Genomic DNA, 14,781 nt, shown 5'->3' on the forward strand with positions numbered 1-14,781 from the left:
TCAGGGCATGTTATCGGTATTTGCGACAGGGGTTAAAGCGCCCCGGTCGCCCCGGCGCTATCGGCCTGCGGCGTAAACGCAGGTCAATGGCCTTTAGCTGCATCTTCAATTAACGCAATGATTTCATTGGGATGGCTCGCCAGAGACGCGTGGCTGGAGTCCAGACGAATAGTTTTCTGCGGTTTCATTCGCTCAGTAAACCACTGCTGAGTTTCTGGCGGTATCATATGGTCCTGATTGGATATTTGATACCAACTGGGTTTGGTTTTCCACGCCGGTTCTGCCGAGACGGCTTCAAAGCAATGACCAGAGGTCGGTTTCTGCGCGATGGCCATCACGATAGCTTCGGTTTTGTCTAAGTCGTGACAGAAACTTTCGTGGAATTTGTCCCGTTTGAGCCAAACAAAACCGTCCTTATCCGGAACCAAATTGGCAGCTCCAGAGGGGAGGTCACGCAACTGGAAAATGCTGCCAAGGCTTTCGCCTTTATCTGGCGCAAAGGCGGCTACATAGACCAGCCCAACCACATGCGGTAAGTCGCCAAGTTGCGAAATCACCATCCCACCATAGGAATGGCCTACCAGAATAGTGGGGCCGTCCAATGATTCAGCCAGTTTTCTTGTGCGTTCCACATCATCGGCTAACGATGTCAGCGGGTTTTGTACCGCGTATACGTCATAGCCCTTATTGTGTAGCGTAGGAATAACATGACGCCAGTGAGAGCCGTCGCCCAATGCGCCGTGTACTAATAAAATATTGGGTTTTTTTGCCATTTTATACCCCGTATTATCAATAAAGAACACGAAATAAGGTTGTGGATAGGCTGATATCAGCGCTATCACAGACTGCTAGAGTATAGTTCATGTATAACTTTACGAGTCGGCATAGAGTTTTTTCCTGAAATGGTTGCATAATCAGTCGGTCATATTTTCTCTATGCCAGCTCGCTTTTCTGGCGATTCCTCAGCGTATTGGCGGCTATTTTTACTCGAGGAATTTAAGGTGCCGGGAAGGTAAAGCGGGTGTGAATCTCTTCCAATGCATTTAATACTTCCTGATCCAACACCACATTTTGGCTATCAATATTACTTTTCAGTTGTTCCAGTGTGGTTGCACCCAACAATGTGCTGGCAACAAAAGGTTGCTGGCGCACGAAAGCCAGCGCCATTTGCGCCGGATCCAGTCCATGACGTTTGGCCAGCGCCACATATTCAGCTGTCGCTAACTGAGCTTGTGGCCCAGTATAGCGAGTGAATCGGCTGAATAAAGTATTACGCGCCCCGGCAGGTTGTGCGCCATTCAGGTATTTACCGCTCAGAGTACCAAACGCCAAACTAGAATAAGCCAGCAGCTCCACACCTTCGTGTTGGCTTATCTCGGCTAAACCCACTTCAAAACTGCGGTTAAGCAAACTGTAGGGGTTTTGAATCGACAGGATACGCGGTAAATCATGTTTTTCAGCCAGTTGCAGATAACGCATCACACCCCAAGGTGTTTCATTCGAGACGCCGATATAGCGGATTTTACCGGCGCGCACCTGTTCGTTCAGGGCCTCCAGTGTCTCGAGCAAGGTGACAACAGCGGTTTGTTCACTGTAATGATAATTCAACTTACCGAAACAGTTGGTTTCTCGCTGCGGCCAATGTAACTGATAAATATCAAGATAATCGGTATTGAGGCGTCGGAGACTCTCTTCCAGCGCGACACGAATATTTTTCCGATCCAGCGCCATATTGGGGCGAATGGGTTTATCACTTCCGCGTGATGGCCCGGATACTTTGCTGGCTAAAATGATTTTGTCTCGGCTACCGCGAGCTTTTATCCAGCTACCAATGTATTGCTCAGTTAACCCTTGGGTTTCTGGCTTTGGGGGAACCGGGTACATTTCTGCGGTATCAATCAAGTTAATACCGGCTGCAACGGCGTAATCCAGTTGAGCATGGGCATCGGCTTCACTGTTTTGTTCACCAAAAGTCATGGTGCCCAGACCCAGCAGGCTTACTTCTAATGAACTGTGGGGAATACGATGATATTGCATTGCCGACCTTCCTTTGTGTCTGAAGTTATCAGGCTAAGTCAAACCCGCCTTATCCGACTATAACTAAGCACTGCGGCAGGGGGAAGAGGACAAGGAAAAAGTGCAGAAAATAGTGGGAAACGGGTGCGACGAATCGCACCCGCGATATTTTTATTTCGCTAGCTTATTTTTCTTCCCGCGCATGAGGTTAAGAGTTTCAACACCCATTGAGAAGAACATGGCGAAGTAGATGTAACCTTTCGGAATGTGAATCTGGAAACTTTCCAACATCAGGGTAAATCCGACCAGAATCAAGAAAGATAATGCCAGCATTTTGACGGATGGGTGGCGGTTAACAAATTCACCAATCGGCCGGGCGGCAAACATCATCACACCCACGGCGATGACAACAGCGGCCATCATAATAAACAGATGGTCTGACAGCCCCACCGCGGTTATCACCGAGTCCAGGCTAAAAATGATATCCAACAGCATGATTTGCACGATAGCCGCAAAAAAAGAGCTGGCATTGCTGCTGTGCTCTGTATCACTGCCCTCAATGGTTTCATGAATTTCTTTACTGGCTTTCCAAATCAGAAACAAACCACCCAGCAGCAAAATGAGATCTCGCATGGAAATGCCATGACCGGCCACCGTAAACAACGGCTCTGTCAGGCGGATCACCCAAGCAATAGAAGCAAGTAATGCCAAACGCATTAACATTGCTCCGGCCAAACCAATTCGGCGGGCTTTGTTTTGCTGCGCTTTAGGTAATTTTGCAACCACTAAAGAAAGGAAAATAATATTGTCTATGCCGAGAACGATCTCAAGGATAGTCAGTGTGCCTAGCGCCAACCAGGCATTTGGATCGGCAATCCATTCAAACATCGTGCCTTACACCTTACGGAAACACAAAAATACAATTATACGCGTTTATTCATTAATCGGAATAATCAGATTCGTCTGTTAAAGCAAAAAGTGCCGGGCCAGCATCGGGCCGGTAAAGGTCTTTTTCAGGTAAAAACCACGAGGTAACGTCATGATAGGCTGCCCATGTTCGCCGATGGCTTCAGTCAATGCACGGCTGTTGGCCGCTTTCGGACGCAACTGCAATACTTCGCCATGGCGAGCGGTGATGGTTTCCACTTTACCCAAAACGATAAGATCCATTAACTCTTCCCAATCGCATCGCAGTAATTCTTCCTCTTCCTCATTAGGGCTCCACAATAAAGGCGCGCCCACACGGCGTTGCGCTAACGGAATTTGCCGCTCCCCTTCGACCGGCACCCACAACACCCGGGCGAGCTTGTGCCGCACGTGGCTGCTTTCCCAGGTGATACCGCTATTACCAGTCAGTGGGGCGACGCAGACGAAAGTTGTCTCCAGCGGCTTGCCTTGGGTATTGATAGGAATGGTTTTCAGCTCGATACCAATATCGGCAAAATCCTGTTCAGGTTTACTGCCTGCGCTGGCCCCCAGATAGAATTCTAGCAACATACCCACCCAGCCTTTGACGCGTTTTAAATCAGCTGGAATATTCCAGCCCGCTCTGATGGCCAATTCGCCGAGAGTAAAACCTGATAATGATTCAGCACGTTGAAAAAGTTGATGTTCATCAGTGGGTGGTGCCGGGGGCAGTGAATAAACAGACATAGAGTGGAAACCTGCTAAAGTCGGTTAAAAAACAAGCTGAAATAAAAGTGACCGTAGATGTATTGTTATCCAGTCCAGCACAAATGAATAATAGCATGATTTAACGGAAGTTTTCTTTCCATCCCTACTGGAAATACTTTTATTTTGGCTATCTTGTACACCTGCTGACAGGAATAATGAACAGGATCTTACACCTATTTATCCACAGATTTATTGGATAACCCCAATAAATCATGATCACTGGTTCAATTTACAGCCTTGACGACAGGTTTTTTTGCGAGTTTTTCTCTTTTTTGCACAACTTTGCCTCATTATCTGTGGATAAAAACTGCATTGATGGATCTTTAGCCAGCCTCAGATCTAAAACGGATACAGATCACATTTATGGGGTGTGTATACCTGTGGGAAACCTGTTATTTCATTGAAATTAATCACTTATTTTTTTGGATATTTTTAGCGTATAATTGCGTTAAAATGAGTTGTACCTGCTTTTCCCTAGAGTTCTGCACACCTATATCCACAGAAAAAGTGAATAAAATAGCGAGTGTAGACCCCAGGGTGTTTATAACTTTGCCAATATCTGTGAGTTATCCCAGAGTTATCAGGTTTGGCTGGCGGATAAGCAGTGGTTTACCGCCTGTTGCTAGTGTGAAACAATCAGAGCATCTTTGAGTTTTAAGCTTATCGAGGTAGTCCGGTGATCGATGATGATGGCTACCGCCCGAACGTGGGTATCGTAATTTGTAATCGGCAGGGAGAAGTGTTGTGGGCCAGGCGTTACGGTCAGCACTCTTGGCAGTTTCCTCAAGGCGGGATAAATCCCGGTGAAACACCAGAGCAGGCAATGTATCGTGAACTTTTTGAAGAGGTAGGACTTAACAAAAAGGATGTCCGAATTCTGGCTTCAACCCGTAACTGGTTACGTTACAAATTACCAAAACGTTTGGTGCGTTGGGATACAAAGCCGGTGTGCATCGGCCAAAAACAGCGATGGTTTCTACTACAGTTAATGTGTAATGAAGCCGATATCAACATGCAGCGCAGCAGCACTCCGGAGTTTGATGGCTGGCGATGGGTCAGTTATTGGTATCCGGTGCGTCAGGTGGTGTCTTTTAAACGGGATGTTTATCGCCGCGTGATGAAAGAGTTTGCAACTACTGTAATGCCTGTGCAGGAGATTGCTCCGCCACGGGTACCACCCGCTTATCGTCGTAAAAGAGGTTAAGTTAAGCCGATCATGCTCACGCGTTTGCGAGAAATAGTTGAGAAAGTGGCGATGGCAACCAGCCTAACGGATGCGTTAGAGCTGTTGGTCAATGAAACCTGTCTGGCGATGGACACGGAAGTTTGCTCGATTTATCTGGCAGACAATGACCGCCGTTGTTATTACCTGATGGCGACACGGGGTTTGAAAAAGCCCCGTGGTCGCACCATTACGCTGGCCTTTGACGAGGGTATCGTCGGGCTAGTCGGGCGTCTGGCCGAGCCAATCAACCTGGCAGATGCTCAGAGCCACCCCAGTTTTAAATATGTTCCCCAAGTCAAAGAGGACCGCTTCCGGGCGTTTCTCGGGGTTCCTATTATTTATCGCCGTCAATTACTCGGCGTGCTGGTGGTTCAGCAACGTGAGCATCGTCAGTTTGATGAGAGCGAAGAGTCGTTCATGGTCACGCTGGCAACGCAACTGGCGGGCATCCTTTCTCAATCTCAGCTAAATGCTATTTTTGGCCAATATCGCCAGACGCGGATCCGCGCACTCGCTGCGGCTCCCGGTGTTGCGGTTGCCGAGGGCTGGCAGGATACTTCGCAGCCTTCCCTGGATTTGGTTTATGAAGCCTCGACACTCGATACCGCCCAAGAACGCGAACGTCTAACCCAAGCGCTGGAAGAGGCTGCGGCCGAATTCCGCCGTTTCAGTAAGCGCTTTGCCGCCAGCTCACAAAAAGAGAGCGCGGCGATTTTCGATCTCTATTCCCACTTGCTTAATGATGCCCGCCTAAAGCGCGAACTTTTTGCTCAAATTGACGCCGGATCCGTGGCGGAATGGGCAGTTAAGCAAGTAGTCGAACAATTTGCTGCGCAGTTTGCCAGCTTGCAAGACACTTATATGCGCGAGCGCGCCAGTGATCTGCGAGCATTAGGCCAGCGCTTGCTATTTCATCTCGACGACAGCCCCTCTGGGGCCAGTCAGTGGCCTGAGCGTTTTATTCTGGTGGCTGATGAGCTAACCGCCACACTCTTGGCCGAAGTGCCACAGGATCGCCTCGCCGGTGTTGTGGTGCGTGATGGCGCGGCTAACTCCCATGCCGCCATTTTAGTGCGCGCCATGGGGATCCCGACGGTCATGGGCGCGGATATTCAACCCGCGTTACTGAATCAGCGGTTACTGATTGTTGATGGTTATCGTGGTGAAGTGCTGGTTGATCCTGAGCCGGTGCTGGTCAAAGAGTATCAACGGCTGGTCACGGAAGAGATTGAACTTAGCAAACTGGCTGAAGATGATGTTGAACAACCCGCCGCCCTGAGAAGTGGTGAGCGGATTCAGGTGATGCTGAATGCGGGTCTTAGCCCGGAACATGAGCAACTACTGGGGGGACGAGTGGATGGCGTGGGCCTATATCGCACCGAAATCCCGTTTATGCTGCAAAGTGGCTTCCCATCAGAGGAAGAGCAAGTGGCGCAGTATCAGGGCATGTTGCAGCTTTACCCGAACAAACCGGTAACACTCAGAACACTGGACATCGGTGCTGATAAACAGCTTCCTTACATGCCTATCAGTGAAGAGAATCCCTGTCTGGGCTGGCGCGGCATCCGTGTCACTCTCGATCAGCCCGAGATCTTTTTGATCCAAGTCAGAGCGATGCTTAGAGCCAATGCTGGAACCGGCAATCTGGGGATTTTATTGCCGATGATCACCAGTTTGGAAGAGGTCGACGAGGCAAAACGCCTGATTGATCGTGCGGGTCGTGAAGTTCAAGAACTTCTGGGCCATGAATTACCCCAGCCAAAACTGGGCGTGATGGTTGAAGTGCCAGCCATGATATTTATGCTGCCGTATCTGAAATCGCGGGTTGATTTTATCTCGGTCGGCACCAACGACCTGACCCAATATTTGCTGGCGGTAGACCGCAATAATACCCGCGTGGCTTCACTGTATGACAGTTTACACCCCGCGATGCTACAAGTGCTTAGCCACATCTTGACGCAGGCGACCCAATCTGGCCTGCAAGTCAGTTTGTGTGGTGAAATGGCCGGTGATCCTATGGGCGCTTTATTGCTGGTCGGGTTAGGTTATCGCAATCTCAGCATGAATGGCCGTAGTGTGGCGCGCATTAAATACCTGCTGCGGAATATCGATTTAGTGGATGCACAAGCTCTGGCCGAGCGGGTATTAAGCGCGCAAATGACCACTGATGTACGCCATTTAACTGCGGCATTTATGGAGCGCAAAGGGCTAGGGGGCCTGATTCGCGGTGGTAAATAACTTTTCAATGGTAAAAAACTTCGCGGTAATAAATAGCATCGGCTGGGTTTACAGAACTTTTCTGTTTGGTGCAGCCCAGACACCCCCAGCCCTATGCTATTATGCGCTACCTGTCGCCCTAACCGGGCAAGAACATTAATTTTCTCAAAACAAGAGATATTTCGTGGTGATAGATGAGCAATAGCTATCTGGCGTTTCCTAAATTTGATCCGGTCATTTTCTCCATTGGCCCGGTTTCCCTGCATTGGTATGGCCTGATGTATTTGGTGGGCTTTGTCTTCGCGATGTGGTTGGCGGTTCGTCGGGCCAATAAACCGGGTAGTGGCTGGACCAAAGAAGAAGTCGAAAATCTGCTTTACGCCGGTTTCCTCGGGGTGTTTGTTGGTGGTCGTGTCGGTTATGTTCTGTTCTATAACCTGCCGATGTTCCTCGATAATCCACTGTACCTGTTTAAGGTATGGGATGGCGGCATGTCATTCCACGGCGGTCTGATTGGTGTTATCTGTGTGATGCTGTGGTTTGCTCGCCGCACCAAGCGCCATTTCTTCCAGGTTGCTGATTTTATGGCTCCATTGATTCCATTTGGTTTAGGTGCCGGCCGTTTGGGTAACTTTATCAATGGCGAGCTGTGGGGCCGTGTCACGACAGATACCCCATGGGCAATGCTGTTCCCGACCTCTCGGGGGGAAGATATTGCGATTGTTGCCGCCGACCCGGCTAAATGGCAGGCGATTTTCAATCAATATGGTGTATTGCCGCGCCACCCATCGCAACTGTATGAAATGATTCTGGAAGGGGTGGTGTTGTTTATCATCCTGAACTTATTTATCCGCAAGCCGCGCCCGATGGGCAGTGTTTCCGGCCTGTTCCTGATTGGTTATGGCGCGTTCCGTATTATTGTTGAATGTTTCCGCCAGCCAGATGCCCAGCTCGGCTTGTTCGACGGCGTGATCAGCATGGGGCAGATTCTCTCTGTGCCTATGATTCTGGCCGGTATCATTATGATGATTTGGGCGTATCGCCGTCCTGCGCAACAACTTTCGTGAGGTAACATGAAACAGTATCTGGATTTGATGAAAAAAGTGCTGGAAGAAGGCACTCCTAAAGATGACCGTACCGGTACTGGGACGGTGTCAATTTTTGGGCATCAGATGCGTTTCAATTTACAAGATGGTTTCCCGCTGGTGACCACCAAGCGCTGCCATTTACGTTCCATCATCCATGAGCTGTTATGGTTCCTCAATGGCGATACCAATATTGCTTATCTGAAGGAAAATAATGTCTCAATTTGGGATGAATGGGCGGATGAAAACGGTGACCTTGGCCCGGTTTATGGTAAGCAATGGCGCGCCTGGGGCGCAGCTGATGGCCGCCAGATTGACCAATTGAGTAAAGTGGTGCACCAGCTCAAGCAAGACCCAAACTCCCGCCGTATCATTGTTTCTGCATGGAATGTCGGTGAATTGGATCAAATGGCTTTGGCACCATGCCACGCTTTCTTCCAGTTCTATGTGGCTGATGGCAAGCTGTCTTGTCAGCTATATCAACGTTCTTGCGATGTGTTCCTCGGTTTACCATTTAACATCGCCAGCTACGCATTATTGGTGCATATGATGGCGCAGCAATGTGATTTGGAAGTGGGGGATTTTGTCTGGACGGGTGGTGATACGCACTTATACAGCAACCATATTGATCAGACACATCTGCAATTGAGCCGCGAACCACGGGCATTACCGAAGCTGATTATCAAACGTAAACCTGATTCATTGTTTGACTATCGTTTCGACGATTTTGAAATTGAAGGGTATGACCCTCACCCCGGCATTAAAGCGCCGATTGCTATCTAACTATCTCATCTGCTGACCGGAGCTATTACGGCTCCGGTCAGGTTATCCTCTCAATTACCATCATCCTCTTAACTACAATCATCCTCCCAGTTGTAAAAATGCGAGCTGTGCCGCACCCATTTTTGTATCTCTGTCGCCAATAAAAAAACTTTGCGCACCTCTTCCAGCCTGAGTAAACCGCTGCTGGATATCAAACTTTCACGAGGTAAACTCACGCCATGAAAACCAACCTACGGCTCAATAAACTGCGATGTATAAAAATAATATCCTTAAAAAACAAAATGGTATAAGCCTCATTGAGCTGCTGTTAGTCATTGCCTTAGCCGGCATTATGGCCGTGTGGGGGGGACAAAATTGGCATCATTATCGGCAACGGGAGAGGCTCGCGGACAGTGCTCGTCAGCTACTTGCCTTTCTAACTCATTTACAGGCCAAAACTAATCGCAGTAACAACACGGCATTGTTATGGGTACAGCAAGAGGGTCAGGGGTGTTTAGGCAGTGGTGATAAGCCTGTTATGCCCTGTTCGTCATTAGATAGTTCAGTGTTTATTCCACCTTATCTTGATGTTTCTATTACGATTCCTTTGAAAAAAGAAATGGGTTTCTTTGGTATAAGAAATACGGCACAAGCAGGAAATATAATGCTCAGTAATCCGGCTGGGGGGATTCGGCTAATTATCTCTAGTCGCGGGCGAATGAGGCTATGCAGCGATAAGCAATCAATATCGGGTATTCATTTATGCTAGCAATGATAAAAAAACCAGAGGCTGCCGTATCAGGTTACTTTTCACATAAACGTATTACGGGTTTTACCCTGCCCGAAATGATGCTGGCGCTGAGTGTTGGTAGTTTGATTATTATGGCTGCCACCCAGACTTTCCCCCGGTTACACAAGCAAATAACAAAGTTACAACAGCACTATCATCTGGAGTTAGCGCTGAGCCAGACTATGGATGTACTGGAAAAAGACCTGCGGCGGGCTGGATTTTGTCACGGTGAGTGCCAGGGCAACGCGATTGCTACACAACATTATCCAGGGGAAGTGGCAAACTCTTGCTTGATTGTTGCTTATGACCTCAACCGCAATGGTCGGTGGGAAGGGGAGAAACATCAGGAATCTGAATACTTTGGTTACCGGCTACGCAATAAAGCATTAGAAGGTCAGCGCGGCGAGCTGAATTGTTCTGGCAGTGGTTGGGAAAAACTGTTTGATCCACAAAACATCACCATCACGCACTTTTCTGTTACGCCATTACTGCAGCAAACTCCGGGTCAGGTTTATCGCGTGCAACTGGCGGGTCAAAACACCGGTAACCCGGCAATACATCGGCAACTGAGTTATACCATCCGTGGGAATAATTTATGAGATGTGACCATCAACGGGGAACAAGTACCTTGGCTGCTGTTGCTACCCTTTTTTCTCTGGGTTTATTTCTGTTATCAGCTTTACACCGGCAATTGGATAATGTTCAACATATTACAGCGGAGGAACAGCACCATTTACGGGCCTTTAATCAGGCGGCATCATCATTGAATTGGGGGGCGGGGCAAAGGTGGTCATTCAGTATGCCGTGGCAGGCCAGTTCAACATGGCATTGCAATGAGCACCTACAATATGGTTTAAAAGCCTGTCTTAAACCAGCCTCGCTGCCCGGTTTTTTTATCCTCAGGGGTGAGAGTCAATCTCCCGGAATACTATCGCCGCTGATGCTCTATCAACGTGTCAAACTGCATTCCAGCCAGGGGGCTAGAGGAGAACATCGGTTGGTTAAGGTTGCTCATGGTTGGTCAGATTTTTGCCCGTATAAGGATGTACAATTTTGTCTTTAGTAGGATATCGACATACCAAAAAGTTAGGGAATTCCATTTATCAACAAGGGTTTAGTCTCCCAGAGGTTTTAATTGCCGCACTTTTTTTCTCGGTCTCACTCCTGGGGTTACTGCAATACCATCAGGCACTTTTGCAGGGTTTTTCCTCTTTGTGGCAGCAACGCCAGGCGTGGTCTTTGCTTAATCAACATATTGAAAGTAGCGGTGGTGAAGCCACCAAAGCGCTTACCTCGGGAATGAAGCCTAACTGGCAATATCACCAGCTTATAAATCGAATTGATGGGGACTGTACGGAGTTTACATTCATCCTGAAAATGCAATCTAAGCAGCAGGCAGAATTAAGTCGGTGGTTTTGCATTGTGAGTGAGGGCGGCTAACCACGCAGCTATAAATATGATAATGAAGATAACCTATTGCACTCACTCATTATCAAGTTAGAGTATTAAACTTCAGGATTTATCCGCAAGTGGTGGTCAGTTGGTTTAATCATTTATGGATATTCTTCATCGAGTTTTAAGGGAGCCATCATGTTCACGGTTTATCATTCTAATCAATTGGATTTACTCAAAGCGCTAACGACTGCGCTGATAGAACGAGAACCGTTGGATAATCCTTTCCAGCAAGAAGTGGTGCTTGTTCAAAGCCCTGGTATGGCTCAATGGCTGCAAATGCAATTGGCTCAACAATTTAGTATTGCAGCCAATATTGAGTTTCCACTGCCCGCTACCTTTATCTGGGACATGTTTACCCGTGTGTTACCCGGTATTCCGAAAGAAAGCGCATTTAGCAAAGATGCAATGACATGGAAACTCATGTGGTTATTACCGGAATTACTGGAAAATCCGGTGTTTTCTGCGATGAAACGCTATTTAAGTGACGATAACGATAAACGTAAGATTCACCAACTGGCGGCACGAGTCGCCGACCTTTTTGACCAATATTTGGTGTATCGCCCAGAATGGCTGGAGAGTTGGGAACGAGGCCAATTGATTGATAATCTGGATGATGCTCAGCAGTGGCAAGCTTTGCTATGGGTCGAATTAACTCGCTATACTCGCCAGTTAGAACAACCTGAATGGCACCGTGCCAATCTCTATCAGCGTTTTATCCGCACACTTCTCGAATCAGACGTTTGCCCGGCAGGGTTGCCCAAACGAGTATTCATTTGCGGCATATCTGCATTACCCCCAATCTATTTACAAGCCTTGCAAGCGCTGGGTAAACACATTGATATTCACTTGATGTTTACTAATCCATGCCGCTATTTCTGGGGTGATATTCAGGATTATACGTTTTTGGCTAAATTACAAAGCCGCAAACGCAGGCATTATCGTGATTCGGCTGAAAGTGCGTCGACGGAAGTAAAACTCTTTCGTCACCCTGAACAAGCCGAGCAGCTATTTAATGATGATGGTGAGCAAAATCTTAGTAACCCGCTGTTAGCCTCATGGGGGCGGCTTGGTCGTGACCACATGTATTTATTATCTCAGGTTGATGAAATCCAAGAGGTTCATGCTTTTGTTGATATTGAGCCGGATAATCTCTTACATGGTATTCAGCATGACATGCTGGAGCTGGAAGACCACGCGATTATTGGCATCACTCCAGAAACCTTAGCCCATAGTCACCAAAAGCGTGTTTTGGAACTCAGGGACCGCTCCCTTAGCCTGCATGTGTGCCACAGCCCACAACGCGAAGTGGAAGTTTTACAAGATAACTTGCTGAAGTTATTGGAGGATTCTCCAGATCTGACTCCGCGCGATATTATTGTTATGGTCGCAGATATTGACAGCTACACCCCCTATATTCAGGCTACATTTGGTAATGCTAGCGGGGAGCGCTATGTACCCTTTGCAATTTCAGACCGCAAGGCTAGCCAGGCTCACCCCGCACTTCAGGCTTTTATTACTTTGCTCGACTTGCCCCAGAGCCGTTTTACTTCTGAGCAGGTATTAGCACTGCTGGAAGTGCCCGCTTTAGCCAATAAGTTTGGTATCACTGAAGATGGATTGCGCCGTTTGCGGCAATGGGTTGGCGAGTCCGGTATCCGCTGGGGATTAGATGATGACAATGTGCGTGAATTATCTCTGCCCGCCACCGGCCAACATACCTGGCATTTTGGCATAACCCGCATGTTACTCGGCTATGCCATGGATAGCACTGCCGGTGATTGGCAAGGGGTTCTGCCCTATGATGAATCCAGTGGTTTGGCGGCTGAACTGGCCGGGCAATTAGCAGATATGTTGATGCAACTGAGTCAGTGGCGGCAGCAATTAAGTGAATCCCGCGCACTCAGTGAATGGCTGCCATTGTGTCGCCAATTATTAGATACTTTCTTTGAACCCGATAATGATACGGAAGCGGTGCTGGTACTGATTGAACAGCAATGGCAGAAGGTCATCAGCTATGGTATTGCTGCTCAATATCCGGATATCGTGCCACTGAATCTGCTACGGGATGAACTGGCTTCGCGCCTGGATAATGAGCGTATTAGCCAGCGTTTCCTCGCTGGACCCATCAATTTCTGTACGCTGATGCCTATGCGCTCCATCCCGTTTAAAGTGGTGTGCTTATTGGGGATGAATGATGGTGTTTACCCACGAACCCTGCCGCCGTTGGGCTTTGACTTGATGGCTAAACAGGTTCGCCGTGGTGACCGCAGCCGCCGTGATGATGACCGCTACCTATTCCTGGAGGCATTACTCTCTGCCCAGCAACAGCTTTATATCAGCTATATCGGGCGCTCGATTCAAGACAACAGCAAACGCTATCCTTCAGTGCTGGTTAGTGAGTTGATTGAATATATTTCGCAAAGTTATCACTTGCCTGGTGATGAAGAGTTCAGTGCTGATGACAGTGCCAAACGGGTTATTGAGCATTTGCTATGTTGGCATCCACGAATGCCGTTTGCAGCAGAAAATTTTATCCCAAACAGTGAGCTACAGAGTTATGCCGCTGAATGGCTACCTTCTGCGGAATCCACGGGATTGGCACACCCAGAATTTAATCAGCCTTTGTCACCCGAACCTTTGCCTGAAATCACTCTTGATGAATTAATCCGTTTTTATCGCCACCCTGTGAGGGCATTTTTCCAACGTCGGCTGGGGGTAAATTTCGTTATTGAAGAAACGGAGTTACCGGATGAAGAACCTTTTATCTTAGATAACCTCAACCGCTATCAGTTTAATACTCAACTACTGGATGCGCTGATAGAAGAAAGTGATATTAATACTGTTTTCAGCCGTGCCCGTGCGGCGGGTAACCTTCCTTATGGTTCTTTCGGTGAGCTTTACTGGGAAAGTCAGCAAGAGGAAATGCTGCCATTAGCTGAACAAATTCGTGCTGAACGTAAAGAGAGTCACAGTATTGAGCTGAATATTGAATTTGGAGATACCACGCTTACGGGATGGATTCATCAGATTCAGGAGGACGGCTTAATTCGTTGGCGGCCAGCGGCATTAACTGCGGTCGATGGGCTTTTGTTGTGGGTTGAGCATTTGGTGTATTGCGCCGCAGGCGGTGAGGGTGAAAGCCGGATGTATGGCCGCAAAGGAACCGCATGGCGTTATGCCTCACTGGATTGTGATGAAGCACGGAAATATTTACAGCAGCTAATCAGTGGCTATCAGCAAGGTATGTGCGAACCTTTATTGTTGCTGAGTAAAAGTGGCTGGGCTTGGTTGAGTCAGTGTTTTGATCGTGAATCTGGTCAAATTTTGTGGGATGAAGAAACACAAACCAAAGCTCGAATGAAACTTTTACAGGTTTGGCAAGGTGACCAACGGATTGCCGGGGAAAGTGAGGATAACTATATACAAAGGGTATTCCGCCTGATGGATAACCAACATCTCGACACGATATTACATGAAACTGAACGTTATTTATTACCAATAGCCCGCCATAATAAGGCGTGATAGCTGCGCATGACTAAACAAGATTTTCATACATA

13 protein-coding genes are annotated in these 14,781 nt (G+C 48.0%); 9 read left to right on the plus strand and 4 right to left on the minus strand.

The genetic code is table 11. The features are described from left to right. Positions 1–83: 83 nt before the first annotated feature. The 4 genes from FTA91_RS14945 to mutH all read right to left on the minus strand — a co-directional run bounded on the left by FTA91_RS14945 (position 84) and on the right by mutH (position 3,669). The gene (locus FTA91_RS14945; RefSeq protein WP_050113873.1) at positions 84–773 is read right to left on the minus strand and encodes an alpha/beta hydrolase; all 690 of its coding nucleotides are present in this window, start codon (positions 771–773) and stop codon (positions 84–86) included. Between the two features lie 223 nt (positions 774–996). Next, positions 997–2,037 carry an NADP(H)-dependent aldo-keto reductase gene (locus FTA91_RS14950; protein WP_050113874.1) on the minus strand — a complete coding sequence of 347 codons (1,041 nt, stop codon included), beginning with the start codon at positions 2,035–2,037 and terminating at the stop codon, positions 997–999. A 150-nt stretch (positions 2,038–2,187) separates the two neighbouring features. After that, on the minus strand, positions 2,188–2,904 hold the full coding sequence (locus FTA91_RS14955; protein WP_050113876.1) for a TerC family protein: 717 nt from the start codon (positions 2,902–2,904) through the stop codon (positions 2,188–2,190). 78 nt (positions 2,905–2,982) lie between these two features. Continuing rightward, entirely contained in the window at positions 2,983–3,669 is a 687-nt protein-coding gene (mutH, locus tag FTA91_RS14960) for a DNA mismatch repair endonuclease MutH (protein ID WP_050113878.1), read from the minus strand. 697 nt (positions 3,670–4,366) lie between these two features. Here mutH and rppH point away from each other — a divergent pair. From rppH to recC, 9 genes are all read left to right on the plus strand, one after another. Next, positions 4,367–4,894, plus strand: a complete 528-nt coding sequence (gene rppH / locus FTA91_RS14970; RefSeq protein ID WP_050113879.1) for an RNA pyrophosphohydrolase — start codon at positions 4,367–4,369, stop codon at positions 4,892–4,894. A gap of 12 nt (positions 4,895–4,906) precedes the next feature. Beyond that, positions 4,907–7,153 carry a phosphoenolpyruvate--protein phosphotransferase gene (gene ptsP, locus FTA91_RS14975; RefSeq protein WP_050113881.1) on the plus strand — a complete coding sequence of 749 codons (2,247 nt, stop codon included), beginning with the start codon at positions 4,907–4,909 and terminating at the stop codon, positions 7,151–7,153. Positions 7,154–7,326: 173 nt separating this feature from the next. Beyond that, on the plus strand, positions 7,327–8,199 hold the full coding sequence (lgt, locus tag FTA91_RS14980) for a prolipoprotein diacylglyceryl transferase (protein ID WP_004391739.1): 873 nt from the start codon (positions 7,327–7,329) through the stop codon (positions 8,197–8,199). 6 nt (positions 8,200–8,205) lie between these two features. Continuing rightward, positions 8,206–9,000, plus strand: a complete 795-nt coding sequence (thyA, locus tag FTA91_RS14985) for a thymidylate synthase (protein WP_050113883.1) — start codon at positions 8,206–8,208, stop codon at positions 8,998–9,000. A 250-nt stretch (positions 9,001–9,250) separates the two neighbouring features. Then, positions 9,251–9,748, plus strand: coding sequence for a prepilin peptidase-dependent protein (locus tag FTA91_RS14990; protein ID WP_050113884.1), 498 nt, complete (start codon positions 9,251–9,253; stop codon positions 9,746–9,748). Positions 9,749–9,750: 2 nt separating this feature from the next. Continuing rightward, positions 9,751–10,368, plus strand: coding sequence for a prepilin peptidase-dependent protein (locus FTA91_RS14995; RefSeq protein ID WP_145533907.1), 618 nt, complete (start codon positions 9,751–9,753; stop codon positions 10,366–10,368). After that, the gene (locus FTA91_RS15000; protein WP_050113888.1) at positions 10,365–10,832 is read left to right on the plus strand and encodes a YgdB family protein; all 468 of its coding nucleotides are present in this window, start codon (positions 10,365–10,367) and stop codon (positions 10,830–10,832) included. The genes FTA91_RS14995 and FTA91_RS15000 overlap by 4 nt, the downstream gene beginning before the upstream one ends. After that, positions 10,823–11,209: a prepilin-type N-terminal cleavage/methylation domain-containing protein gene (locus FTA91_RS15005; protein WP_050113889.1), complete on the plus strand. Its 387-nt coding sequence runs from the start codon at positions 10,823–10,825 to the stop codon at positions 11,207–11,209. The genes FTA91_RS15000 and FTA91_RS15005 overlap by 10 nt, the downstream gene beginning before the upstream one ends. 150 nt (positions 11,210–11,359) lie before the next feature. Further along, positions 11,360–14,746, plus strand: a complete 3,387-nt coding sequence (gene recC, locus FTA91_RS15010) for an exodeoxyribonuclease V subunit gamma (protein WP_050113891.1) — start codon at positions 11,360–11,362, stop codon at positions 14,744–14,746. The last annotated feature ends 35 nt before the right edge of the window (positions 14,747–14,781 follow it).

It is taken from the genome of Yersinia thracica, from assembly GCF_902170565.1.
GTDB classification, from domain to species: domain Bacteria; phylum Pseudomonadota; class Gammaproteobacteria; order Enterobacterales; family Enterobacteriaceae; genus Yersinia; species Yersinia thracica.

Coding starts and splice junctions, on each gene's coding strand:
- FTA91_RS14945 (WP_050113873.1), bottom strand. CDS start 773: ATGGCAAAAAAACCCAATATTTTATTAGTACACGGCGCATTGGGCGAC.
- FTA91_RS14950 (WP_050113874.1), bottom strand. CDS start 2,037: ATGCAATATCATCGTATTCCCCACAGTTCATTAGAAGTAAGCCTGCTG.
- FTA91_RS14955 (WP_050113876.1), bottom strand. CDS start 2,904: ATGTTTGAATGGATTGCCGATCCAAATGCCTGGTTGGCGCTAGGCACA.
- mutH (WP_050113878.1), bottom strand. CDS start 3,669: ATGTCTGTTTATTCACTGCCCCCGGCACCACCCACTGATGAACATCAA.
- ptsP (WP_050113881.1), top strand. CDS start 4,907: ATGCTCACGCGTTTGCGAGAAATAGTTGAGAAAGTGGCGATGGCAACC.
- lgt (WP_004391739.1), top strand. CDS start 7,327: ATGAGCAATAGCTATCTGGCGTTTCCTAAATTTGATCCGGTCATTTTC.
- thyA (WP_050113883.1), top strand. CDS start 8,206: ATGAAACAGTATCTGGATTTGATGAAAAAAGTGCTGGAAGAAGGCACT.
- FTA91_RS14990 (WP_050113884.1), top strand. CDS start 9,251: ATGTATAAAAATAATATCCTTAAAAAACAAAATGGTATAAGCCTCATT.
- FTA91_RS14995 (WP_145533907.1), top strand. CDS start 9,751: ATGATAAAAAAACCAGAGGCTGCCGTATCAGGTTACTTTTCACATAAA.
- FTA91_RS15000 (WP_050113888.1), top strand. CDS start 10,365: ATGAGATGTGACCATCAACGGGGAACAAGTACCTTGGCTGCTGTTGCT.
- recC (WP_050113891.1), top strand. CDS start 11,360: ATGTTCACGGTTTATCATTCTAATCAATTGGATTTACTCAAAGCGCTA.